This is a genomic window from Sediminicola sp. YIK13, assembly GCF_001430825.1.
Lineage (GTDB): Bacteria > Bacteroidota > Bacteroidia > Flavobacteriales > Flavobacteriaceae > Sediminicola.
Genome location: NZ_CP010535.1, coordinates 870,008 through 893,439, shown reverse-complemented (window position 1 = coordinate 893,439; position 23,432 = coordinate 870,008). Strand labels below are relative to the sequence as shown.

Here is a 23,432-nt window from a genome sequence, read left to right as displayed (position 1 = left end):
ACCAAAAATAAACCATGAATACACGATTGAACTTCGCTACATTTTGCTTGTTGCTTTATTTTTTTACTTTCAACCTACAGGCCCAAAATGACATACTTGAGAAACTCAATGAAATAGCAATTACTGATCAAAAAGTAATGATGCCCATGCGTGATGGTGTACGCCTGGCAACGGATATATACAGACCTAAAGGTGCAGCCCCAGTTCCCATTATCTTTTCACGGACCCCTTACAATTTCAATTCTTGGGGAGATGGGGAAGAAAGAACAAGGACAGCAGAACGGGCTTACGAGGCAGTAAAAAGGGGGTATGCATATGTAGTACAGAACGAACGTGGCAGGTACTTCTCTGAAGGGGAATGGGATATTTTGGGGGTACCGCTTACCGATGGGTATGATGCCTTTTCTTGGATGAAGGATCAACCATGGTCCAACGGAAAAATTGGCACTTTGGGCTGTAGCTCAACTGCAGAATGGCAAATGGCCGTGGCGGCTTTGGATCACCCATCACATGCAGCAATGGTTCCACAAGGATACGGGGCTGGGGTAGGACGAATAGGTGATTATTATGAACAGGGAAACTGGTATAGGGGAGGAGTAGAACAACTTTTATTCTTTTCATGGTTATATGGTGTTGAACACGATAAATTCAAACCAAGAATTCCTGCCGGAGCCACCCAAGAAGATTTAATCCGCATTTCAAGATTTTATGACCTGGCACCAGAAAATCCATCTGTGGATATGGCCGAAGCCTTGAAACACCTTCCAATCCAAGATATTTTAAAGAATATGAATGGCAAAAAAGAGGTGTTTGACAAAATGGTTCGGCGCACCCCTAACCACGAAGATTGGTATACAGGCGGACTCTATCATGACAAAATGGATTTTGGAGTTCCCAGTTTTTGGTTCGCCTCATGGTATGACGTCTCCATAAGTCCTAATTTGGCCCTTTTCAATCATGTGCGAAAAAATGCCAAAGACCAGGAAATAAGGGACAACCAGTACTTGGTCATAGCACCCACTTTACACTGTGCCTATACAAGGGCCACAGAGAATACGATTGTTGGGGAACGCAGTGTTGGAGATGCCCGCCTGAACTATGAAGAACAGATTTATGCCTGGTTTGATCTTTGGTTAAAAGGGGAACAGAACAATTTTAAAGAAAAAACCCCAAGGGTACAATACTATACCATGGGAAGCAATACTTGGCAATCGGCAAATGAATGGCCGCCGGCTACCACAAAGCTGGAAACGTACTACATCAATAGTAAAGGAAGTGCCAATAGCTTATATGGGGATGGCAAACTAACAACCACCAAGCCAAAACAGGACATGCCCGATTCATTTATTTATGATCCTATGAATCCCGTTACATCATATGGGGGCAACGTATGTTGTACAGGAAATGCAGTGCAAGGTGGAGCCTTTGACCAACAACAAATGGAAACTAGAAACGATATTTTGGTGTACACTACAGATGTTCTTTCAGAAGGGGTAGAAGTATCAGGCTTCATCGAATCCACTTTGTATGTGTCCTCTGATGCCAAGGATACCGATTTTACCATTAAACTAATAGATGTTTATCCAGACGGCACCGCCTATAATTTGGATGAGACCATTCAAAGGGTAAGGTATAGAGAAGGCTATGATAAAGAAGTGTTTATGCAAAAAGGGAAGGTATACAAGGTAGACCTAACACCTATGTCTACCAGTAATTACTTTAAAAAGGGTCATAGGATTCGAATCGAGATATCGAGTAGTAATTTTCCAAGATTTGCCCGTAATTTAAATACTGGGGGAACCAATTATGATGAATCCAAAGGGGTGGTTGCCCGTAATAAGGTGCATCATTCAGATACTTATCCATCTCAGATAAGACTACCGATCAAAAGATAATAATCGGATCGAGGATAAGTTTGGCTAAATCACAATAAACAACTTAAAATCAGTTAATTAGAATCAATTAAGCACATTTAAAACCTTTCCATGCCATCTAGTTTTATTCAGGATCTAGGATTAATATCCATCCTTCTTTTAATTGGTTTTATACTTAGAAATAGAATCACCTTTTTGCAAAAATTATTTATCCCTGTGAGTATTATTACAGGATTATTAGGCCTACTCTTGGGCACTAATGGGTTGGAATTTCTACCGTTTTCGGATCAAATTGGGTCTTATCCGGGAGTAATGATCGCTTTTTTGTTTGGCTGCCTGCCTTTTACCTTCGACATTGAAAAAGATAAATCAAGGGAGTTTAAAAGAAATACTGTTCAAATTGGAGGCGCATCCATTATCATTCTCTTGCTACAATGGGGAATAGGACTCTTTTTTGGGCTTACTTTTTTAAGCTGGTTGTATCCTGGAATCCACACTAGTTTTGGTGCCATCTTGGCCACAGGTTTTTTTGGTGGCCATGGAACTGCGGCAGCAATAGGGGAGTCTTTTGCCTCCAATCTGAACTGGGTAGAAGCACAATCCTTGGCAATGACAAGCGCTACGGTTGGGATATTTTCTGCAACTATGGGAGGGGTAATTATGGTGCAATGGGGCATAAAAAAGAAACATACTTCCTTTATTAAAAATTTTAACGAGTTGCCCAACAGCTATAAAACTGGACTGATAGCTGCAAAGGACCAAAAATCCATTGGGAAGGCCACATTTTCAAACATTGCCATAGATCCCTTATTAATGCATCTTATGTTAGTAGTATTTGTTGGGTTTGCTGGAATTTTTCTCACCAATATTACCAAACCTTTTTTAAGTGGTTATACCATTGCCGCCTTTTCCTTTGCTTTTGTCGTAGGGTTGCTGTTAAAGGCTCTATTATCTAAATTAAAATTAATGCAATACTTCGATCCTAAGCTGATGAGCAGAATTTGCGGGCTATTCGCAGATCTCATTGTGGTATTTGGAATTGCATCCATAAAAACAGCAGTGGTAGTTAAATTTGCCGGTCCTCTGCTGCTCATATTTGTTTTGGGTATAGCACTGGCAGTTTTTCTTTTTCGGTTTATGGGTCCAAAATTATTTATTACCTACTGGTTTGAAAAATCTATTTTTTTATGGGGCATGTCCTTAGGGGTGACTGCCATCGGAATCGCCTTATTACGGATGGTTGACCCTGAATCCAAATCCGAAACACTACCCGTTTTCGCCTTGGGTTATATTGGGGTAACCCCATTTGAGGTTGCCTGTCTCGTATTTTTTCCAATTTTGGCCAGCCAGGGTTTTCAATGGCATTTTACCCTTGCTTGCTTGCTTGCAGGAGTAATCCTTTATATCTTGATTAGGAAATTCAACAGTACCTATAAAGTAACCTAACGTAAATATAGAATAATGACCCCTGGCAATTTATCTTCAAACTGGTACCTTATCAACAATGTGTCGGAACTGGATTCCCCTTCCATAGCCTTATACAAGGATCGTCTGCTATTTAATATTCATAAGATGAAGGCTATGGTAGGCGATGATGTTTCCAGGTTGATGCCCCATGTAAAAACCAATAAAATGCCGAAGGTCATTGCCCTAATGATCTCCAATGGCATAACGAGGTTTAAAGCATCTACCATAGCGGAGGCCGAAATGGCCGCCCAAGAAGGAGCTCATGAGGTTTTAATAGCCCACCAATTGGTCGGCCCCAAAGTAGACCGATTTGTATCGCTTATTGAACATTATCCAAATACTGTATTCTCCACCCTTACAGATAATATAGCTTCTGCCCAAAGGCTAAATGTAGTAGCTCTGAACAATAAGCTTCGTATCGAAATTTTCATTGATATCAACAACGGCATGGACCGCTCCGGGATAGAAATGGGAGCCGGGTTGGATGAACTTTTATTGGAGGTAAATAACCTTAAAAATTTATATTTCAGAGGTTTACACGTTTATGATGGGCATTTAAGGAATAGCGACTTTCAAAAAAGAAAGGAGGAGATAGAGCATGGCCTAAAAAATGTCAATGCACTATATGCCCAATTAAAAAAGAAGGATCCAAATCGCCAGCTTATTTGTGGCGGTACACCTTCTTTTACGGCCCATCTATTGGAAGAAAGCCGTATTTGTAGTCCAGGTACTTGTTTGTTTTGGGATTGGGGATATGGCGACAAATTGGGAGAACAGGAATTTAAATATGCCGCCCTTTTAATCACCCGTGTAATTTCCAAACCTAAAAAGGGCATCATTACATTAGATCTTGGACATAAAGGGATAGCAGCGGAAAATCCTATCCAGAATCGGGTGAGAATTCTGAATCTATCTGATTATGAGCTTCTATCACAAAGTGAAGAACACGGAGTATTTAAGGTAAAGGAATGGGATAAAATAAAGGTTGGTGATGTCTTCTATGGCGTACCGTATCACATTTGCCCTACGATCAATTTATATGACGAGGCAGCGGTTATAGAGAATGGCAATAAGGTGGACACCTGGCAGATCACGGCACGCAAAAGAAAAATCAATATATAACTGATACATTTTCAAAAATCCATGAAAAAACTCATATTTCTTTGCGCTGAAGTTTTAATATTAGTTGGGTGTAATACCCAAACAACTGTTCCGCTTTTTAATGGCCAGAACCAAGAGGGCTGGCATGTGGATGTCCCCGAAATGGACACCCTATCAAATACCATTAATCCCTTTATTGTTCGAGATGGTAACTTAGTGAGTCTAGGTACGCCAAGAGGCCATCTCATCACCGATGCTGACTATAAAGAATACAGATTGGATATTGAGTACCGCTTCACAGGAGAACCGGGGAATTGCGGAATTTTGGTACACGCTTCCACCCCAAGGGCTCTTTACAAGATGTTCCCAAAATCTATTGAGGTACAAATGGAACATGAAAATGCAGGTGACTTTTGGGTAATAGTGGAAGATATTACTGCCGATAATATGGTAGAACGAAGAGGTCCCAAGGAATCATGGGGTATCATCGAAGGTACAAACAGACGTATTGAAAACTTGAAGAACGGTTTGGAAAAACCCTTGGGTGAATGGAATTCCATGGTGATCGAATGTTTTGAAAATAAAATAAAAGTTTGGGTCAACGGTACCTTGGCCAACCATGGGTACAATGCAACGGTGAGCAGTGGACAGATTGCCGTGCAAGCAGAAGGATCGGAGGTAGAGTTCAGGAAATTGGAACTCACCCCAATCACTGAACTTAGTGATGACCTAGAGTAGGTGTTTGGCTTGGAATCCTTCTTATTTTTTTCTATTTTAAAGTAATTACAATTTTGAAAATTTATGAGTAGAGCCTTTGTTAAGGAAGATGACCAAGAAGAAATACCTAGAATTTCCCCAAGAGCACACTTGCCAGCAGGGGAGATCAATTATGTAACCCCAGTGGGATTACAGAAGCTAATGGATGAAAGGGCAGTGCTGTTACATGAGCGCAGTACATTGGACATTGGCGACCCCAATGAAAGAAGAATTGCATTATTGGTTCTGAACGGGAAACTCCAATTGTTAAATGACCGAATAAATAGTGCCAGACCTATTGACCTCGGAAGTCAAGACAAGGAAAGTATAAGGTTTGGAGCACAGATACAATTAAAAGTCCAAGGAACAGGAAAATCACAAACGCTTCAGATCGTAGGCGTAGATGAGGCTGATATCTCTAAGGGTAAAATAGCATTTACTTCACCATTGGCCAAGATCCTGAACCATAAAAAGGTAGGGGAAGAGGCAATCCTAAAATTAGAGAATGGCAATAGAGTCTTCGAAATCCTTAATATAGAATATCCCTAATTAAAAAATCATTCCGTATAGATTAAAATGGAACCTTTATTTCCGCTACAGCACCGGGGATAAGATCTCTTAAAGTTATACTCCCTATTCTTACCCTCACCAATCTCAAAGTAGGGTAACCCACAGCCGCAGTCATTTTACGCACCTGTCGAAACTTACCCTCGGTCAATACAATACTGATCCATGAGGTAGGCCTATGCCTTCCTATTCGCAGTTTATGATCTGGTGGAGGAAGTAGGTGAGGGGTATTGATTTTATGAACCCTGCATGGTTTAGTATTGTACTTTTTACCGCCAAAACCAATTTCTACCCCAGTTTGCAAGTCTGCAATCTCTTTATCGGTGATCTCCCCATCCAATTGGACGTAATATTCTTTCTCTACCCCGGATCGGTTAATGGTATCACTTAATTTACCATCTGTGGTCATTAGCAGCAACCCTTCCGATTTCGCATCCAAACGGCCAATAGGCATAATCCCTTCAGGAAAATTAAAAAGCTCCCCCAAGAATTGCTTACTCCGAACCTCCTTGGGATCATTGGAACCCATCTGACTCAACATGCCAAAAGGTTTGTGTATTTTAAAATGAAGGTGTTTTGTTACTGGCATTATGAAGCAACTGGCTATGGAATTAAATTTGTTTTCAAAGATGCATTATTCTTTAATTTTATTCCATGTAAATCAGTAATTATTACATCTGGGCAGTGTATTCCTTGGCAATGGCCGCAGCTACTCTTGCATTGTTATACACCAACTCAATATTGGCCATTAGACTGGAGCCGCTGGTCAATTCTTTTACCTTTCCCAAAAGGAACGGAGTACTTTCCTTTCCTTTTATTCCTAACTTCTGCTCTTCCAAAAGTGCCTCTTCAATAGCCTTATGCATTACTTCAGATGACAATTCCTTTTCCTTGGGGATGGGATTGGCAATAATGACGCCCCCATTTAAAGTAAGGCTCCATTTTACTTTTAACATGTGAGCAATTTCTTTGGCACTTTCCATTTGGCAAGTTACTTTAAAGCCACTCTTTTGGGTGTGGAATGCCGGTAATTCAGAGGTTTTATAACCGATTATGGGTACCCCATGAGTTTCCAGGTATTCCAAGGTCAAACCAATATCCAAAACGGATTTGATCCCAGCGCAGACTACTGCTACGTTGGTATGGGCCAACTCTTGTAGATCCGCTGAAATGTCGAAGCTTTCAGAAGCCCCTCGGTGAACCCCTCCGATTCCCCCAGTGGCCATGATAGAAATTCCGGCCAATTGGGCAGCAATCATTGTGGACGCCACTGTTGTGGCCCCATCTATGTTTTTTGATAAAAGGAATGGAAGATCCCTACGGCTTGCTTTTGTGATTTTTGAGCCCGATTTGGCTATGTGTACAAGTTCATTTGTGGTTAACCCCACTTTGAGCTTCCCGTTAAGTACGGCAGTAGTTGCAGGAACAACCCCGGTATCTCTCAGGATTTGCTCCACTTGTAAAGCAGTTTCCAAATTTTGTGGATAGGGCATGCCATGCGAGATTATTGTAGATTCCAATGCTACAATGGGCAAGCCTTCATTTATAGCGTTACTTACCTCCGATTGAATGTCAAGGATGTCTGCAATCATTGCATGGTTTTTAAAACCATTTCCTCGCATATTTCAGGATGGACCGCGTTTTTATGTTGAATTGTGATCTGGGCACAGCCAGTTCCAAAATTAACCATGTCATAAAGATCCATTCCCTTCGTTTCTCCATAGATGAGTCCAGCCATAAAGGCATCCCCAGCTCCAATGGTATTGACTGGAACAAGTATATTGTTTTTGTTGATGAAGATTTCATTTTGGTCCCCATAGGCCACGCCATCTTTACCGAGGGTAATGAAAACTTTTTTCACTCCCATCCCCAAAAAATGTTCAATCATCTTTTCATAGTCACTTTCATATTGAACGGTCATATTACTTAGCAATTCCGCCTCCTTGGCATTGCATTTTAATATGTGTAACCTATCTATGACAGATTTTGCTTTTAAGGCCTTTTTTGCAGAAACAGCTTCTAGGGCAAATTTGACATTGGGAAGTCTTTCCGTGACGAGTTCCAAGATAGAAACAGGAAGATTGGTCTCTACAATACAAAATTCATTTTGGGCGATAACGTCCAACTTATCCAAAATAAAACTATCGGGTATGGTATCGTAAATTTCCATGGAGGAAAGGGCCAAAGCCAAATCACGGTAATGGTCCATGATTGCTACATATAGTGGTGTATTACCACCTTTGACCGTTAAACTATGTTCAATAGAGATGCCTAAATCCTCACAGGATCTTTTTAAAGTTTTAGAAAACTCATCGTCAGCAAATACACTTAGAAAATCAACATTTAACCCTAAATGTTTTAGGTTTTCAGCAATATTGCGACCAACCCCTCCTAGTATAGTGTCAATCGAACCAACATTGGAATCCTCATAAATTAATTTTTCCGAAGCTAGACCTATTAAATCAACGTTGGAAGCACCAATTACTGTTACTTTTGGAATATTGGACATCTTTCTGATAATTAGATGAATACCTTCTTAAATTTACGTAATTTTAAGTGAATTAGATAGCTTTCATGGATAAATTTAAAACAGTCTTTAATGGAATAAAGCCCATAATAGGCATGATCCATCTTAAGGCCCTACCAGGCACTCCAAAAAATTCTCTGAATTCTTCCGAAATTATAAAGGCAGCTTTAGAGGAGGCGGATATCTATATAAAGGCAGGGATTGATGCCATCATGATAGAAAACATGAATGATGTTCCCTATCTCAAAGGAAATGTGGGTCATGAGATCAGCTCCCTGATGACCTTAATTGGGCATCTCATAAAACAAAAGACCCAATTACCCGTAGGTATCCAAATTTTGGCCGGGGCCAATATGGAAGCATTGGCTGCTGCCAAAGCAGCTGGACTCGATTTTATTCGCGCAGAGGGTTTTGTATTCGCCCACCTGGCAGATGAGGGGTTTATTGAGGCCCAAGCAGGGGAGTTGCTACGCTATAGAAAAAATATAAATGCTGAAGAAATAGCAATATTTACAGATATAAAAAAGAAACACAGCTCCCATGCTATCACTAATGATGTCCCTTTATTGGACACCGCTAGGGCTGCACAATTTTTCCTGAGTGATGGAATGGTCATTACCGGTAGCCATACTGGGGTTTCGGCTTCGGTTGAAGAATTAAATTCCTTAAAAGATCTCGTATCACCTGTCCTTATCGGCTCCGGTATTACAAAAAACAATGTTGCTGATTTTTGGCCCCTTTGCGATGGGATGATCGTTGGCTCCTATTTCAAAAAAGCGGGGAACTGGGAAAATGAATTGGAATACAAACGTATTTCAGAGTTCATGAAACTCGTTAAAAAATTATAAGTCGTTCTTTAAAGTGTCCTTAAACTTTATAATAACTTTAAAACGCATTGTTTAAAAAAGTCCATAACTTCATTATCCCATTATGGAATTATGAAACCAAATTTTAAGTATGTAGTCATATTGATGGCAGGAATAACCATCGGTTGTGGTACTTCCTCAACAACGGTAAAATCCACTAAACAAAAACTAGAGGAATTGGTCAGAGCCAAATCCTTTCAAATTGAATGTGATTGGGCGGTACCCTTAATGACCAACAGTTTAAATAGTATCTCCAACGCCGGATTTTTACCACTGGGTAGTACGGGCAATCAGATAAATCTTATTGGAAACCCTAATTTTTTAAAAGTGGAGGGCGATACCATCTCTGCGTATCTTCCTTATTTTGGAGAGCGTCAAATGGGTGGAGCCTATTCCAACAGTGATAATGCCATCCAATTTAAAGGCATCCCAAAAAATTATGAAGTAATGGAGGACAGAAAGACAGGAAGCAAGGAAATAAGCTTTAACATAAACAATAAAACAGAATCATTTAGAGTGTTTATCACGCTGTCTCCCAATCTGACCAGCAATATAAACGTGAATAGTTCCGAACGATTTTCAATACGATATAGGGGTGATGTAATGTCCATTCCAAGTGAATAAGGTCATTTACATTACATGAATTATTTGTTATCATTTAACTCAGCAACTTACTTAGGATCAGGCCCAAGCATTTTCTATTATTTTTTATTTTAGTCAATAAGATCAATGCCATACATAATTAGCTCCAACCAACTAAAATAGTCCTTAATTTTAAACCAAAGTTTAACCAACTCCATAAATGAAACAAAACCTTTCTGGTCATCGAAGAGACTTTTTAAAACAGGCAGGTCTGCTATCTTTGGCGACCCTATTGCCCTTTAAAGGCTTTTCCACGTTCCCGATAAATAGATTTAAAATGGGGCTGCAGCTCTTTACCATCCGGGATGCCATGAAAAGGGATCCCATTGGAAGTTTAAAAACAGTTGCAAGCCTGGGTTATGAGGATTTGGAACTCTATGGCTATGATGTGGGGAAAGGATCGTATTATGGCTACAAGGCCTCTGATTTCAAACGTATTTTGGATGATTTGCAGCTAACTGCTTCGAGTGGTCATTATGGCTTTTCTGATTATTTTGAACAACCCTTGGATCAACTCAAGAGGTATACCGACCAATGTATTGAAGGGGCCTTAATCCTCGATAAGCATTATATTACCTGGCCATGGTTGCACCCCGACTATCGTACGTTGGACAATTTTAAAATGCTTTCTGACAAACTAAATAGAATAGGGGAGCAGGTAAATGATGCTGGACTAGGATTTGCCTATCACAATCATGATTTTGAATTTACAGAGCACGGTGGGGAAACAGGGTATGACATTATTCTACGCGAAACAGATCCTACTTTGGTGAAATTACAGATGGACCTTTATTGGGTGATACACTCTTCTAAAATGGATCCAGCTGAACTAATTGCAAATCAACCCGGACGCTATGTCATGTGGCATATAAAGGATATGGATAAGATAACCAGGGACTATACTGAATTGGGCAATGGTTCTATAGACTATATTAAACTCTTATCCACTATACCTAAAAACGATTTGGAATATTATTATTTGGAACAGGGTGGTAATTTTGCCGAAAATTCTATGAAGAGCATTACCGATAGTGCGGCTTACTTTAAGCAACATCTACAAAAATATTTATAGCTGTTTTATATTCTTAATGCCTATTAATTTTTATTAGCCGTTCTAAGGAAAGAAATAACAGCGCTCATCAAGACATTTTGAATGGATAATAAAGACGGGAATTGGAAAGAAGGGATTTGCCTTAATAAATAGAAACCACCTAATTACTTATTATAATATTAACTCCAGTAAAGTATTTAATTTTGAAGAGTCCAATGGCTTGATCAAATATTCCAAAACATAGGGGTTTTTCTTCGCTGTTTCAATATCTTCCATATTATGGGAAGAACTGAGCATTATTATCCTGCATTTTTCTTTTTGTACCTCTGACAATTTTTCAAATGCATCCAAGAATTCAAAGCCATCCATTTGTGGCATCTTTATATCCAAAAAAATAAGTTCAGGAAATTTATCCGTTTTACTGGCCAAATATTCTAAGGCTTCAAGAGGTGAAAGCTTTACCGTTATGTTTTCAGCTATTTTCTCTCTTGTAAGAATTTTTTTATTGATGAAGTTATCGATATAATTATCATCAATTAATAATATTTCATTCACTGTCATGGTTAAACAGAATATTCGTTAGCATTAGGTATTGTAAATTTAAAGGTTGTTCCTTTATGTAATTCTGATTCAATTTGTATGGTACCGTCCAGCCTATCTATAGTTTCTTTGACAATATACATCCCCATTCCTGAACCTGTGGATAATTTTGTTGCACGATAGAACATTTCAAATATCTTATCGATATGCTCTTTTCCAATACCAATACCATTGTCTTCGATAAGGATGTTGGCATTTTTTTCATCAGCCGTTACAGTAATATTTAAAATGTGCTCAGCCTTGTCCTTATCGTAATATTTGATGGCATTCGATACCAGGTTACCCAGTATAATCTCCAGCCTTTTCTTATCTGAATAAAAATCAACTTCTTGGGTGATATTAATAGTGGATTTAGGATTGGAATTGATGTTCATATATTTCAAACTCTCCCAAACAGACGCTATTAATTCTTTAAAATTAATTTTTTCTGCGGATACTTCTGTTCTTGCATTTACGGAATAATCAAAAATACTTCTGATAAATACATCCATTTTATCAATTGTAGTAGACATCAAGGATAAAGGCTCTTTTAATTCTTCGTCTTCAGGTTTTAGGATCATTTCCACAATTTGTATCAATCCTCTTAACGAAGTCAAGGGAGCTCTTAAATCATGGGATGCACTATAAACAAATCGGTCCAATTCTATATTAGCTTTTTGTAACTCCTCATTTTTTCGGGAAAGTTCATCTTTGATCAATTTTTCTTTCGTAACGTCCTGTATCGTCCCTTTTAAAACTAAATCCCTCCCATTTTCACTATTTACGACTTCACAAATCTCATGTATATATTTAAGGCTAGCATCATTAGCTTTTATGTAATAACCAATTTCATAGCCTTCTTCATTTTTAACGGTATTATTTACAAGTTTATTAAATTTATCAAAGTCTTCGGGTTGGCATTTAGACCTATATAGCTCAAATAAGTCCTCCTGGGATTCCTTGTTTATTTCTAAAATATTGTACATTTCATCAGAAAAAAACACTTCTTTGGTTTTCGGGTTAAATTCCCAGTTTCCTATTTTCGCCAATCGCTGTGCCTCTTTTAATTTGGCATTGGAGTCTTCGAGTTTTCTTTCTGTAGTCTTAAGTTGGGTTACGTTGGTATGTGAAATTACCAATTTGTCCGATGCAGTACCAAAAGGCACTACTTGCAAGGTAAACCAACGATCTTCTCCAGGAGAATTGCAAGGGTACTCCATTTTAAAACTGGATTGTTCATTACGTAGAACAGACAATAGGCCTTCTAAAACTTCTTGTGACATGGAATCTCCCCTAGTAATTGCATTCTCACATTCCTTTATATAATTGCTTCCAATAGACGTGCGGGATAAATTTGGTTCTCCATTTTCAAGCGAAAAATTATTCCAGGCTTTATTTACAGCTAAAATTTTACCAGTTTTATCTATTACCGCAATATGGGCACTCAAAGATGATAAAACACCCTCGTTAAAAGCTTCACTTTCCTGCAAAGCTTCTTCTGTTTTCTTTTGTTCTGTAATATCTGAAAAGTAAATTGTTATCCCGTCTTTAGAGGGATACATTCTAATGTAAAACCATTTATTAAGTGGAGCATAATAGTCTTTCAATGATTGTACTTGATTGGTTTTACCAGCTTTTTGAAAAGCAATATAAAATGGTAGCTCTTTAACATCTGGATATACAGTCCAAATATGTTTTCCCAATAAACTGCTCGGCGCCTTTCCCATAATTTCCGCCGCTTGTTTGTTTATATATGTATAAATCCCATTTTTATCGAGCGTGATAATTCCATCCGAAATACTTGTGATTATTTTTTCAAATTGTGCTGTTAAAGCTTGTTCGGCACTCTCCTTTTCAATTTTAAGGTCCAAATATTTTTTTCTGTAAGTGAATATGGAAAAAATATCGCGTTTTTGTTCGGCTATAAAAGAGGTCTTTGCAATCACTTTATCAATATATGTCATATAGATATAAAGGATGATGGAAAACAAAAGTGCTGAAAGAGATTTTCCGATAATATGCCCTATTAGCGAGGGTACATAATTTGAAGTGCCATAAAAAATAGCCGTATTAAAAGCTAGGGCATCAAACATTAAAACGGTCCAGAGAGACAAAAAAACCGTAAAAAAAAACAATGGTCTTTTAATTCTTGAAACTAAGAACTGATAGGTACTGGCCAAGAGAATGAAATCTATCAGTAAAATGACAGTACCAATAATAAAAAATTTATAATCAATGCTGAATAATGAAGCGTCACTTACATCAATAGTATCATCCTGTAATGCTATAAAATAATCTTGGGTAGCAGTAATTTCAAATAAGCCCGTTAAAAAAAAGTTGGAAATAAGAATTCCAAGGATTAGGGTTCTAGCACTAATCACACCTTCATAAATATAGATCAGTAAAACAGCAAATAAGAGTGCGCTGAATAAAATAACAGATCCAGGAAATATCGGATATTCCCCCATAAACTTAAAACTGACTGCATTTTCCAAATTGACTTGAAAATATTGGAAACAACCAAGCAGAATATATAGTGGGGCCAATCCCAATTTATCTCTTAAGTTAAACAAGATTAGAATGCATGCGGCAACCAGAAATACTTCTATGAGAATAGCGGCAATAAGAAACATAAAAACACTTTTAAGAACAATTTAATAAATAAATCTTTTAATAAAAGAAATTAAAACAAATAGTAGATGAACTTTGTATAATTAGCATGAACAGGTAGTCAGGATGCATTTTTCTATTATAATTCTTGGTATTTGAACAGGTAAGAAAATCTAAAATCCAACTCCAATTCTTTCTTGAATAATACTACTAATTTTCAGCGGTAAGATTAATACCAGCTTTAAGGTTTCAAAATTTCTTATGATAATTTCTATTAAGACTATTGGCCGTTTTCTCCTTACCACGATTCCTTTATTTAAAGATTGCAGAAATTATCGTAAATTCAGAACTATAGAAATCATGTTAAAGAATGAAAAATCCTATACTTATTTTTGGAGTGCTGACCTTGTTAATGGCCTGTAATTTGAATACCAAGCAACAGAAAGAAGAAAAACAACTTACAGAAAAGAAGGTTCCTAATGTGGTTACCAGCGATATAGAGGCCGGGATCAAAGCTAATATTGCCAAGAAGGTAGAAGAGGGTGGTGGGTATTTCTTGATCACCACGGAAGATAAAGAATTGCAACTGCAGCTGGTGCGGGTACATACAGAATACCTTTCCAATTTAGGGCCACAACGTCATTTTGCCTGTGTAGATCTGGCAGATGTCAGCGGGGATGTATACGATGTGGATTTTTTCTTGGAAGGCGATCCGGGGAGTATGACAGTTACCGAAACCACCCTTCACAAACTCAATGGGAAGCCCTTTTATACTTGGAAACAGCGGAAGGACAAAACTTGGTATAGAATGCCTATCCAGAGTGCTTCCACAGATTTACTCGGAGTCGTAGAAGGGGAGGACGCTTTCGAATTTCGATACGAGGTTACCTTGCCTGAAATGGCAGCACCGGCTAAAATGTGGCTTCCCCTTCCTCAAACCGATCGCTTTCAAACTGTTGAATTACTATCTATAGCGGCTCCCGTGGCACATAGGATAATCAAAGAAAAGAAATATGGCAATTCTGTTATGTATATGGCATTATCTCCGGAACATAGCGGAAAGAAAGTGGACCTTGTCTATGATGTGAAACGGCTGGAAAAAAATCCCTATATGGATGATACCGACCCATTGCCCTATCTAGATGCCAATATTTTGATGCCCATTGGTGACCGATTTGAAGTTCTGTCAGATTCTATTATTGGGGACAAACGAAAGGAAGGTACCATTATGCAGGCAAGAGCCCTATATGATTATATAATTGACAATATGCGTTATATCAAAGCTGGGAAATACGGAACTGGGGATGCTGTCTATGCTTGCAGTGCCCTAACCGGAAACTGTACCGAATTCCATTCCTTGTTTATTTCCCTGGCCAGGTCCGCAGGAATACCTTCAAGATTTGCCGTGGGGGCCTCTATCCCTTCAGATCGAGATGAAGGGGGTATAGATGGTTATCACTGTTGGGCAGAATTTTATGCCGAGGGGAAATGGTGGCCCGTAGATATAAGCGAAGCAAATAAGTACACTGCCTTGGCCACCTATTATTTTGGGAGGCATCCGGCCAATAGGATTGAATTTACGCAGGGGCGCGATCTTCAACTCGACCCAGGTCCCCATTCTGGGCCCATCAACTTTCTTGCCTATCCGGTTATGGAAATAGACAAGGAGCCGGCATACCCGAAAACATTTTTTTCATTTCGCAGGAAGACGGCACCTCTGACCTCAGATTCTCTTTAATACTATCCTGATACGGAATCTGTAGGGTGTTCTTGGCCTTCAGGGTGTTCCTGGCCTTCGGGATGTTCTCCCCCCTCTTTGGCGGGATGTTCTCCGCCTTCCGGGTGTTCATCTGATTCCGAATGGATTTCCTGCTCTTCCGTTTTTTCCTTTTCCTTTTGTTCGCGACAAGATGTTAGTGAACTGGCAGCTAAAAAACTACATAACAACATTGCGAGGGTGAAGAATTTAAGATCTTTTAAACGAGTCATACGAATGGATATTTGTAAGAATTAAATTATAATACAGTTATAAGTATTTGATAATGTTAAATATAACAATTTTTATATGACCCTTTAGTAGGACATAAAACTTTCTTTTTTAATTGAAAAGAAAGTACGCTAACAATAAATTGGACTAAAAAAAACGAACTGCTTTTCATTGCAGCTACCAAAGATGGATATTTTTGGGCTTTTGCTAAAAAAAACGGTGCCCACTTTGGGAGTATAAGCTTCCTGCACCAGCATTCGCCACGCCAAGTACATATATGGTAAATGGCAAACAATATATGATGATTGCCTGTGGTTGGAGAATAGGGCACGGCAAAGGGAAATAAAATTATCGCCTTTGGAATTGGGGATTGAAAAAAAACTTCATCCCGATATTACGCCTTGTCGGAGTTGTCAGTTCGAGCGCAGTCGAGAACGATGTCCAATTTTCCTCTTTGTTGGTGCCATCAGTTCGAGGGAATTTTTACTGGAAAATCATTTTAAATGAAGGAAATATTGCTGCTCTTTTTCTTGCCTATCTGACTGGTTTTAAAAGTATTTGATCAAATTCAGTATCTTAACACCAACCAACCTTTAAATTCTTTTTAATGTCGCCAACTGAAATATTTTCAATAGTGAACACTATCGCCTTGCCTATGTGGCTCTTGATGATAGTTGTACCCAAGTGGAAACCAACCCGATTTTTAATTGATTATAAAGTAATCCCTCTTTTATTGGCGTTGGTATATGCTTTTTATATTTTTCAAACATTACAGATAGGAGGGTGGATGGATTTTAGTAATCTTGCTTCCGTCATGACCTTGTTTACAGAAGAAAATGCCATTTTGGCCGGATGGGTTCATTATCTGGCATTTGATCTGCTTGTTGGGATGTGGATTTTAGATGAAAATAAAAAATTAGGCATCCACCAATTGCTATTGGCCCCTTGCCTAATAGGCACATTTATGTTCGGTCCTCTGGGTTTTTTACTTTTTATGATCATCAGGGGGATTAAAGTACAACGATCATGAATAACCTAACCAACGTATTCTCTACCGTAAAAAAAGAAAGTCCCATTCTTTATAACATCGTTTTGTTCCATTTTTTCCTTGCCATTTTGTGCTTGGCAGGTCTCGTGATAGATGATAGAACCCTAATGGGAATCAACGTATGGATTAAACCCTTGAAATTTGCAATCTCGGACGGAATTTATATCATGACCGTTGGCTATCTCATCACCCTTTACCCATATCCCAAATTAAAGACCAATATCATCAATAATATTGTTGCTTGGACTTTATTGATAGAAACGCTGATAGTTGTCTTCCAGGCATCTCGGGGGATACAATCACATTACAACAAAGACAGCGTGTTTGATGCCCTTCTATTTATGTCCATGGGAATCCTGATTGGCATAAATGTCTTGGTGATGGCGCTCTTTATTATAGACACCATCCGGTTAAAATTAAAAACCGGCAAACCCATTCAATGGGCCATTTTGTTAGGCTGGTCGGTCGTGTTTTTTGGGAGTTGGGTAGGAGGACAGATGATTGGCCATTTGGCGCATAACGTAGGAGTGGCAGATGGTGGTGCCGGACTGCCATTGTTGAATTGGAGCACGGTGGCCGGAGATCTAAGGATCGCCCATTTCTTTGGTCTGCACGGAATTCAGGTCATTCCCTTATTTGCCTTGTGGGTCTCAAAAACTTGGAATATTACCATTAAAAAGCAGATCCTTGCAGTGACCGTCTTTGGATTGCTGTATGCTTCTTGGATAGGGTATACGTATTATCAGGCATCCCTTGGGATCCCTTTATTGAAATTATAAGTAAATAAGAGGTGTGTACTATCAATCGTAGTCGAGTATAAAATTCACTAAAAATATTTCCCTAGATAATATATATTAGAATTGGTAGATTAGTTTCTAAGGAATTCCAAAAGAATACTTATCTTTAAGAAAATATTCGTGATATTTTGAAGTGTTCCCTATCGTTTTTAATATCCCTCTTTTCTGCCTTGTATTTACATGCCCAAAACAGTCAAGAAGTTGATCATTTATTCAACCCTGCCTATCACGCTATTTCTGATAAAACCTAGAGGACCCATGGCAGTGTCGACATCAATTTTATTGCCTCTACTAAACATTTAAAGAAGGGGAATTTTGATATTTAAATTATAATTGCTTTTTTTTACCAGCATCTTAATAGGGTGCTAATCAAATTTATTGGTGTATGCGCTTTATTTTCATCCTTATTTTCCTATTCTTTTTTTTGAAGATAAGTGGGCAACAAAAAAATCTATACGATTCCATTTCATATTTTAATACCAAAATTAAAAGTTCTAAAAATGGTGAGCGCTTCCAATATAGGGATAGTCTTTATCGCTTGGTTTGGGATAAAACGGAATTTAAATACGACTCTATCGCTAGGAAAACCATTGATTTTGCCATAGCATCAGATTCTTTGACCTATGCTTCTAACCGCATAGTTGATTTAATGTATTACCATCTTTATCTGGTAAATCAACCAGAGCAATCAATCTTGTTGTTTCAAACGTATTCAGTAAAATTAGAAAACCTAAATAATGATCACGCCTGGGGAAAATTATATTTATACACTGGTGATGGTTTTGCTTTAACAAATGATTTGGATAAGGCAATCGACTATTATAAAAAGGCGATAACTTTTGGTACTAAATCCAAAAAAAACAAGCTAGTTGCTTTGGCTAAATTGTACCTTGGTTTTGCTCAATCTGATAAAGGATTATTTGCTGAGTCTTCTATGAGTTTTAGAGACGCTTCACAAATTTACACCAAGCTTAAAGACACCCTTAATCTAATAGGGGTGAAAAATGGATTGTCCATTCTTTATAGTAAAAATGCATTTTATGAAGAGGCCAGAAAAGAACGTTTTGAAGCTATTGAACTAGCTGAAAAGGTTAATTCCACACCCATGTTAGTCAGTCTATATTTTAATGCTGCAGAAGATTTTAAAAGAACGGCAGATCTAATTCAACAAATAGCATATCTAAAAGCTACATCAAAAGTCAATAATCAAACGAATAATGAATTATTGAAGCCCCAAATACTTGCTGCTATAACTGTTGCTTATGCCGAAAGTGATAGTTTAGTCCTCGCTGAGGAGACTTTCAAGGAGGTAGAAGCGATGTATATAAATGATAAGACCCGCCAAAATAAAAGGCATTATTTGAATGCAAAAAAAACATTGTCATTCGTTAGGGGAGATTATACCAATGCACTGATTTTTGGCAAGGAACATCTAGCGTTACAAATCGAAACAAAGAAAACCGAAGACATTATGTTGGGCGAAAAGTTTTTGTCCAAGGTATATGGAGTAATTGGCGAAAAATCCAAAAATAGATTGCATTTATTAAACTATTATGGCATAAAAGATTCTATTGCAAGTGTTCAAAATGTGAAATCTTTAGTCTATTATCAAACCCTTTACGAAACGGAAAAGCGAGACCTTAAAATTGAAAATCAGGCAGCAAATATTGATATATTAAATCTTCAAAACAAAAATAAAAAACAACTATTAATTTTTGGTTCTCTAGGCTTTTTAGGCCTATTTGGTGGGTTTTTATTTTACCGCTCTTTTAGGATTGCTAAAAAAAGAGAACTGGCACAACAAGCATTCTCACAGGAGTTAATTAAAACCCAGGAACAAGAACGTTCACGCGTATCAAAAGACTTGCATGATAGCGTTGGGCAGCAGCTTACCTTCTTGAAAAAGAAAGCGCATAATTTAGAGCAGCAAGAATTATCGGACTTGGCCAATACTGCCTTGGAAGAAGTACGGAGTATATCCAGGGACCTGTATCCGGTTACATTGAAACAAATAGGCCTTACGGCAAGCATAGAGCAACTATTGTTTGATTTAGATGGTGAAACCGATATGTTTTTTTCTGTGGAGTTAGTCGATATCAATACCAGTTTTGATGAAAAGGAGACCCTGAACTTTTATAGGTTCATTCAAGAATCGGTCAATAATGTATTAAAGCATTCGTATGCTAAAACATTAATTGTCAATATTTTAAAACGTGAAAAAACTATAGAAGTGCTCATTAAGGATAATGGTAAAGGATTTGACATAAAAAAAGAGGTCCTGCGAAATAGCCTTGGTTTAAAAACAATGGCAGAGCGTATACGTATTCTAAAGGGCAATTTATCTATTCAAAGTCAAGAAGACCTGGGAACCACTATACTTGTTAATATCCCAATATAAATGACGAATAAGATAACCCTGTTTGTAGCAGATGATCATCCCATGCTTTTAAAGGGATTGGTAGATGAATTGATAGCCTACAATTACAATGTCATCGGTACCGCAACCAATGGCGCCAGTGCCTTAGCCAGCATTATGGAGTTACACCCAACAATTGCTATTTTAGATATGGAAATGCCCATGTTGACAGGTCTTGAGGTTATTCAAAAATATAAAGAACAGCACGCTAACACTAAATTCATTATCCTTACCTCCTATAAAGAAAAAGGCTTTATCCATAAAGCTAGCGTACTTAAGATTATGGGCTACATCATTAAGGATGAACCTTTTAATGAGCTTCATAAATGCATTCAAAGTGTAAGCAGGGGCGTACCTTTTTTCAGTAGGGTGTTTAATGAGGTATTGGAAAACGAGATTACCCCCCAGTTGCAAAAGATTAAATTACTCTCGCCATCAGAACGCACGATAGTGCGTTTGGTAGCACAAGAAAAATCATCCAAGGAAATAGGGGAGCTCCTCAGTATTTCTGGCCGAACGGTAGAAAAACACCGTGCCAACATCAAGGTGAAATTAGCATTGGCACCTCAGCCGGACGCACTCCTCGTTTGGGCCAAAGAATTCAAAGAATTTCTTTTTACTATCTAGTTTATTCATAGGGCCAGGATTTAAAAGGCCACGGGCACAGTGAAATTGAATGTCCCAACGAACCCGAATTGTTCTTCTGGGTCTCGGTTTGTTGCCTATTAGTGGATGTAGTGGCATGCCCCTTGTCTTACTGCTCATTACCTTGGCCTACGTAGCCCTACGTAGTTTATGGGTCCCTTACGTATTTCCAAAGGGTTTATCATTGGATAACTTGCACTTGGTAGTTGCAAGGGCGATTTACCGATAAAAACCAAAAAAAACTTTTTTATGAGAACAATCACAACTATTTTAACCAAAGTAACCCCAAACTGGCAAGTTAGGCCCGTTTTGCTCCTAATACTCTTGTTGAGTCTTCTTTTTATTACAGCATGTAGTAAAGATGAAGCAGGCACAAAAGACCCTATTGCTGAAGATCCTGAAAGCGAACTTACCTTTGCGCAAGTAGTTGCTGTAGGTGGTGAATTTGAGGTTTTCCCTAAATCCAGAACAACAGAATCCGTTGCTACATCGACACCAGTGAATGTGGATTATGAAAGAGTCGAAGAGGGAGGTGAAGAAATCACAGAACGATCCGTTTGTGTTACTAAAACAGTAAGTGCACTAGATGGTAATGGACAGTTTCCGTTATTTAACAGCAATGCAGATGTCATTTTCCCTGGGAATTTATTACAGGGAAAAACCTTATCCGATGCAACACCAAAACCAATCGTTGTTGGACGTGCTGGGGGAACTATTTCATATAATCTTAATAATGGGAATCTAAGTTCTACATTTACTGTAGATGAGGTGAAAAAGAGTACTATTCAAAATGGTATGAATAATATCATTGCAAGTGCTGGAGACGTAGTTCCGGCTAATTTTCAAGTTGATATTGTTCAAATTGAATCTGAAAGCCAAATGGCGCTAGAAATGGGTATTGAAGTAGAAACATTTACCACAAAAGTGGAAGGGAATATGTCATTTAGTACCGAAAAAGAATATAACAGAACCTTAGTGAAAGTAAATCAGTCGTATTATACCATGAGTTTTGATTTACCAACTAGCCTGGATCAAATTTTTGGGGAAAATGTAACACCCGAACAACTTGAAACATATATACAGGCTGATAATCCAGCTACCTTTATTTCTTCAGTTACCTATGGCCGTATATTTTATATGTTGATAGAATCTACATCAAGTCGTGAAGAAATGCAAGCAAGTTTAAAAGTAACCTACGATGCTGCTGCTATAAATGGTTCTGGCTCTTTAGATGTGGAGACTTTTAATTCGCTAAAAGAAGTGAAAATTAAAGCAATTGCCTATGGTGGTGATGCAGAAGGTTCTTTTCAACTTCTCGGAGAAACATCGATAGCTGCTATCGCGAATAAAATTGGAGCAGGTACAGATATTAGAGCGGGCCTACCTTTATCATATGTGGTTAGAAGTGTAGAACGCCCAGATCAGGTAGTAGGCACAAAATTAGCAACTGAGTATGATATTGTAACCTGTGAAGTAAAAGGAATTTTACCCCCAGATGTGTATAGACCATTGGTTGATCTTTTTGAAGATGGAATCGGCGCTGCTTTTCAATTATCTGGTACCAGTATCGTGGTATACAATAAAGCAGGAAATAAATATGCGTACTATGACATTGGTAGTGGTAGTACTCCAATTGTTTGGGATGTAGAGAATGCAGAGGGGTTAATAACTTCAAATTTTATTAGTACTGGAAATGTTGGCGCAGCAATTCGCTGGAGGAGTGATATCATCTATTTATTTAATATGGACGGCACTCAATTTAAAAAATTTAGATACAATCCTTCAAATTTCCCGCTTACTTCTCAAAATAATGGTCCAATTGGTACCATAGAAGAAACTTCTAATGAAGTACCTAGAATTTTTAGTACATCTCAGGAATATGCAGAGGATCTTAGGCTTTTGCCTGGCTCTAGCTTCCCGTTTGCCAATGATGGTATAGACGCTGCAATTCAAACCTTTAATGATGGAAAAGACCTTGCGACACATATTTATTTTGCAAACGATGGAAAGTCGTCTGCCGTTCTTCTAGACGCTACTCCAGTAGAGTTAGAATCTATTTTTGGATATACATGGCAATGGTTTGCTCCTAAATTGACCAGTGACTTTTTGGATGGAAAAAGTTTTAATAGTATAGGTGCAGCAACTAAGGTCGATTTTGGTGGAGATACCCAAGATGAGATTTACTTTAACGGTGAAGGAAGTCAAATGATAATTTACAATGACAATGGTGTTTCAGGGCCATTTTTTATAAACTAGCGCATATTGCGTAAGCAGATTAAAACTAATATGTAAATTTTCGGGGGAACGATATGCATATGGACAAAAGGAGCCCTAGCGCTGAAGCTAAGGTTCCTTTTTTTTTTAAAATAGCGCTCCATTGTCCTCTTTATTAACGTTGGGATCCATACTTCATGAATGGGACAACTATTGGTTTTTGGTCTTTTTCTATGGTGAAACGGGCTGTATTACAGCGCTAAAATATCGGAATGGACCGCATTT

The 23,432-nt window shown here is 38.2% G+C and carries 20 protein-coding genes; 14 read left to right on the top strand and 6 right to left on the bottom strand.

From position 1 onward, the window contains the following. Positions 1-14: 14 nt before the first annotated feature. From SB49_RS03925 to SB49_RS03905, 5 genes are all read left to right on the top strand, one after another. Positions 15-1,895 carry a CocE/NonD family hydrolase gene (locus tag SB49_RS03925; RefSeq protein ID WP_062054044.1) on the top strand — a complete coding sequence of 627 codons (1,881 nt, stop codon included), beginning with the start codon at positions 15-17 and terminating at the stop codon, positions 1,893-1,895. Between the two features lie 90 nt (positions 1,896-1,985). Beyond that, positions 1,986-3,320 carry a sodium/glutamate symporter gene (locus SB49_RS03920; protein ID WP_062054042.1) on the top strand — a complete coding sequence of 445 codons (1,335 nt, stop codon included), beginning with the start codon at positions 1,986-1,988 and terminating at the stop codon, positions 3,318-3,320. Between the two features lie 15 nt (positions 3,321-3,335). Then, the gene (locus SB49_RS03915) at positions 3,336-4,463 is read left to right on the top strand and encodes a D-TA family PLP-dependent enzyme (protein ID WP_062054041.1); all 1,128 of its coding nucleotides are present in this window, start codon (positions 3,336-3,338) and stop codon (positions 4,461-4,463) included. A gap of 21 nt (positions 4,464-4,484) precedes the next feature. Next, positions 4,485-5,180 carry a 3-keto-disaccharide hydrolase gene (locus SB49_RS03910; RefSeq protein ID WP_062054039.1) on the top strand — a complete coding sequence of 232 codons (696 nt, stop codon included), beginning with the start codon at positions 4,485-4,487 and terminating at the stop codon, positions 5,178-5,180. Between the two features lie 63 nt (positions 5,181-5,243). Next, positions 5,244-5,747, top strand: a complete 504-nt coding sequence (locus SB49_RS03905; protein WP_062054038.1) for a GreA/GreB family elongation factor — start codon at positions 5,244-5,246, stop codon at positions 5,745-5,747. Between the two features lie 22 nt (positions 5,748-5,769). On the opposite strand, the gene SB49_RS03900 is transcribed toward SB49_RS03905, so the two are convergent. From SB49_RS03900 to SB49_RS03890, 3 genes are all read right to left on the bottom strand, one after another. Continuing rightward, the gene (locus SB49_RS03900) at positions 5,770-6,354 is read right to left on the bottom strand and encodes a pseudouridine synthase (RefSeq protein WP_062054037.1); all 585 of its coding nucleotides are present in this window, start codon (positions 6,352-6,354) and stop codon (positions 5,770-5,772) included. An 82-nt stretch (positions 6,355-6,436) separates the two neighbouring features. After that, a complete protein-coding gene (locus SB49_RS03895; protein WP_062054036.1) occupies positions 6,437-7,357 on the bottom strand; it encodes a pseudouridine-5'-phosphate glycosidase in 921 nt (306 codons plus the stop codon). Beyond that, positions 7,354-8,274 (bottom strand): carbohydrate kinase family protein, encoded by a 921-nt coding sequence (locus SB49_RS03890; protein ID WP_062054035.1) that lies wholly within the window; start codon positions 8,272-8,274, stop codon positions 7,354-7,356. Before SB49_RS03890 ends, SB49_RS03895 begins: the two co-directional genes overlap by 4 nt. A 65-nt stretch (positions 8,275-8,339) precedes the next feature. Between SB49_RS03890 and SB49_RS03885 the strand changes: the two genes are divergently transcribed. The 3 genes from SB49_RS03885 to SB49_RS03875 all read left to right on the top strand — a co-directional run bounded on the left by SB49_RS03885 (position 8,340) and on the right by SB49_RS03875 (position 10,872). Then, positions 8,340-9,140 carry a BtpA/SgcQ family protein gene (locus SB49_RS03885; RefSeq protein WP_062054033.1) on the top strand — a complete coding sequence of 267 codons (801 nt, stop codon included), beginning with the start codon at positions 8,340-8,342 and terminating at the stop codon, positions 9,138-9,140. A 90-nt stretch (positions 9,141-9,230) separates the two neighbouring features. Then, a complete protein-coding gene (locus SB49_RS03880; protein ID WP_062054031.1) occupies positions 9,231-9,782 on the top strand; it encodes a DUF4251 domain-containing protein in 552 nt (183 codons plus the stop codon). Positions 9,783-9,960: 178 nt separating this feature from the next. Continuing rightward, positions 9,961-10,872, top strand: a complete 912-nt coding sequence (locus tag SB49_RS03875; RefSeq protein WP_200960644.1) for a sugar phosphate isomerase/epimerase family protein — start codon at positions 9,961-9,963, stop codon at positions 10,870-10,872. 150 nt (positions 10,873-11,022) lie between these two features. Here the strand turns inward: SB49_RS03875 and SB49_RS03870 are convergent, their stop codons facing one another. Beyond that, positions 11,023-11,406, bottom strand: a complete 384-nt coding sequence (locus tag SB49_RS03870) for a response regulator (RefSeq protein WP_235537831.1) — start codon at positions 11,404-11,406, stop codon at positions 11,023-11,025. A gap of 8 nt (positions 11,407-11,414) precedes the next feature. Further along, entirely contained in the window at positions 11,415-14,063 is a 2,649-nt protein-coding gene (locus SB49_RS03865; RefSeq protein WP_062054027.1) for an ATP-binding protein, read from the bottom strand. A 347-nt stretch (positions 14,064-14,410) separates the two neighbouring features. On the opposite strand from SB49_RS03865, the gene SB49_RS03860 reads away from it, so the two are divergent. Next, positions 14,411-15,778, top strand: coding sequence for a transglutaminase-like domain-containing protein (locus SB49_RS03860; protein ID WP_062054025.1), 1,368 nt, complete (start codon positions 14,411-14,413; stop codon positions 15,776-15,778). 2 nt (positions 15,779-15,780) lie between these two features. Here the strand turns inward: SB49_RS03860 and SB49_RS03855 are convergent, their stop codons facing one another. Further along, complete coding sequence (locus tag SB49_RS03855; RefSeq protein WP_062054023.1) at positions 15,781-16,029, bottom strand: hypothetical protein; 249 nt, start codon at positions 16,027-16,029, stop codon at positions 15,781-15,783. A 605-nt stretch (positions 16,030-16,634) separates the two neighbouring features. On the opposite strand from SB49_RS03855, the gene SB49_RS03850 reads away from it, so the two are divergent. The 5 genes from SB49_RS03850 to SB49_RS03830 all read left to right on the top strand — a co-directional run bounded on the left by SB49_RS03850 (position 16,635) and on the right by SB49_RS03830 (position 23,189). After that, positions 16,635-17,057, top strand: a complete 423-nt coding sequence (locus SB49_RS03850; protein ID WP_062054021.1) for an ABA4-like family protein — start codon at positions 16,635-16,637, stop codon at positions 17,055-17,057. Further along, positions 17,054-17,854 carry a hypothetical protein gene (locus SB49_RS03845; protein ID WP_062054019.1) on the top strand — a complete coding sequence of 267 codons (801 nt, stop codon included), beginning with the start codon at positions 17,054-17,056 and terminating at the stop codon, positions 17,852-17,854. Before SB49_RS03850 ends, SB49_RS03845 begins: the two co-directional genes overlap by 4 nt. 556 nt (positions 17,855-18,410) lie before the next feature. After that, a complete protein-coding gene (locus tag SB49_RS03840; protein WP_162254202.1) occupies positions 18,411-20,270 on the top strand; it encodes an ATP-binding protein in 1,860 nt (619 codons plus the stop codon). Continuing rightward, positions 20,271-20,915 (top strand): response regulator transcription factor, encoded by a 645-nt coding sequence (locus SB49_RS03835; protein ID WP_062054014.1) that lies wholly within the window; start codon positions 20,271-20,273, stop codon positions 20,913-20,915. It abuts the gene before it with no gap. Between the two features lie 267 nt (positions 20,916-21,182). After that, positions 21,183-23,189: a thiol-activated cytolysin family protein gene (locus SB49_RS03830; RefSeq protein WP_062054012.1), complete on the top strand. Its 2,007-nt coding sequence runs from the start codon at positions 21,183-21,185 to the stop codon at positions 23,187-23,189. Positions 23,190-23,432: the final 243 nt, after the last annotated feature.

Bases quoted from the DNA above. Each gene is read 5' to 3' on its own strand.
- SB49_RS03900 (WP_062054037.1), bottom strand. From the start codon at position 6,354: ATGCCAGTAACAAAACACCTTCATTTTAAAATACACAAACCTTTTGGC.
- SB49_RS03915 (WP_062054041.1), top strand. From the start codon at position 3,336: ATGACCCCTGGCAATTTATCTTCAAACTGGTACCTTATCAACAATGTG.
- SB49_RS03905 (WP_062054038.1), top strand. From the start codon at position 5,244: ATGAGTAGAGCCTTTGTTAAGGAAGATGACCAAGAAGAAATACCTAGA.
- SB49_RS03925 (WP_062054044.1), top strand. From the start codon at position 15: ATGAATACACGATTGAACTTCGCTACATTTTGCTTGTTGCTTTATTTT.
- SB49_RS03850 (WP_062054021.1), top strand. From the start codon at position 16,635: ATGTCGCCAACTGAAATATTTTCAATAGTGAACACTATCGCCTTGCCT.
- SB49_RS03895 (WP_062054036.1), bottom strand. From the start codon at position 7,357: ATGATTGCAGACATCCTTGACATTCAATCGGAGGTAAGTAACGCTATA.
- SB49_RS03920 (WP_062054042.1), top strand. From the start codon at position 1,986: ATGCCATCTAGTTTTATTCAGGATCTAGGATTAATATCCATCCTTCTT.
- SB49_RS03845 (WP_062054019.1), top strand. From the start codon at position 17,054: ATGAATAACCTAACCAACGTATTCTCTACCGTAAAAAAAGAAAGTCCC.
- SB49_RS03860 (WP_062054025.1), top strand. From the start codon at position 14,411: ATGAAAAATCCTATACTTATTTTTGGAGTGCTGACCTTGTTAATGGCC.
- SB49_RS03830 (WP_062054012.1), top strand. From the start codon at position 21,183: ATGAGAACAATCACAACTATTTTAACCAAAGTAACCCCAAACTGGCAA.
- SB49_RS03890 (WP_062054035.1), bottom strand. From the start codon at position 8,274: ATGTCCAATATTCCAAAAGTAACAGTAATTGGTGCTTCCAACGTTGAT.
- SB49_RS03910 (WP_062054039.1), top strand. From the start codon at position 4,485: ATGAAAAAACTCATATTTCTTTGCGCTGAAGTTTTAATATTAGTTGGG.
- SB49_RS03835 (WP_062054014.1), top strand. From the start codon at position 20,271: ATGACGAATAAGATAACCCTGTTTGTAGCAGATGATCATCCCATGCTT.
- SB49_RS03885 (WP_062054033.1), top strand. From the start codon at position 8,340: ATGGATAAATTTAAAACAGTCTTTAATGGAATAAAGCCCATAATAGGC.
- SB49_RS03875 (WP_200960644.1), top strand. From the start codon at position 9,961: ATGAAACAAAACCTTTCTGGTCATCGAAGAGACTTTTTAAAACAGGCA.
- SB49_RS03865 (WP_062054027.1), bottom strand. From the start codon at position 14,063: ATGTTTCTTATTGCCGCTATTCTCATAGAAGTATTTCTGGTTGCCGCA.
- SB49_RS03855 (WP_062054023.1), bottom strand. From the start codon at position 16,029: ATGACTCGTTTAAAAGATCTTAAATTCTTCACCCTCGCAATGTTGTTA.
- SB49_RS03880 (WP_062054031.1), top strand. From the start codon at position 9,231: ATGAAACCAAATTTTAAGTATGTAGTCATATTGATGGCAGGAATAACC.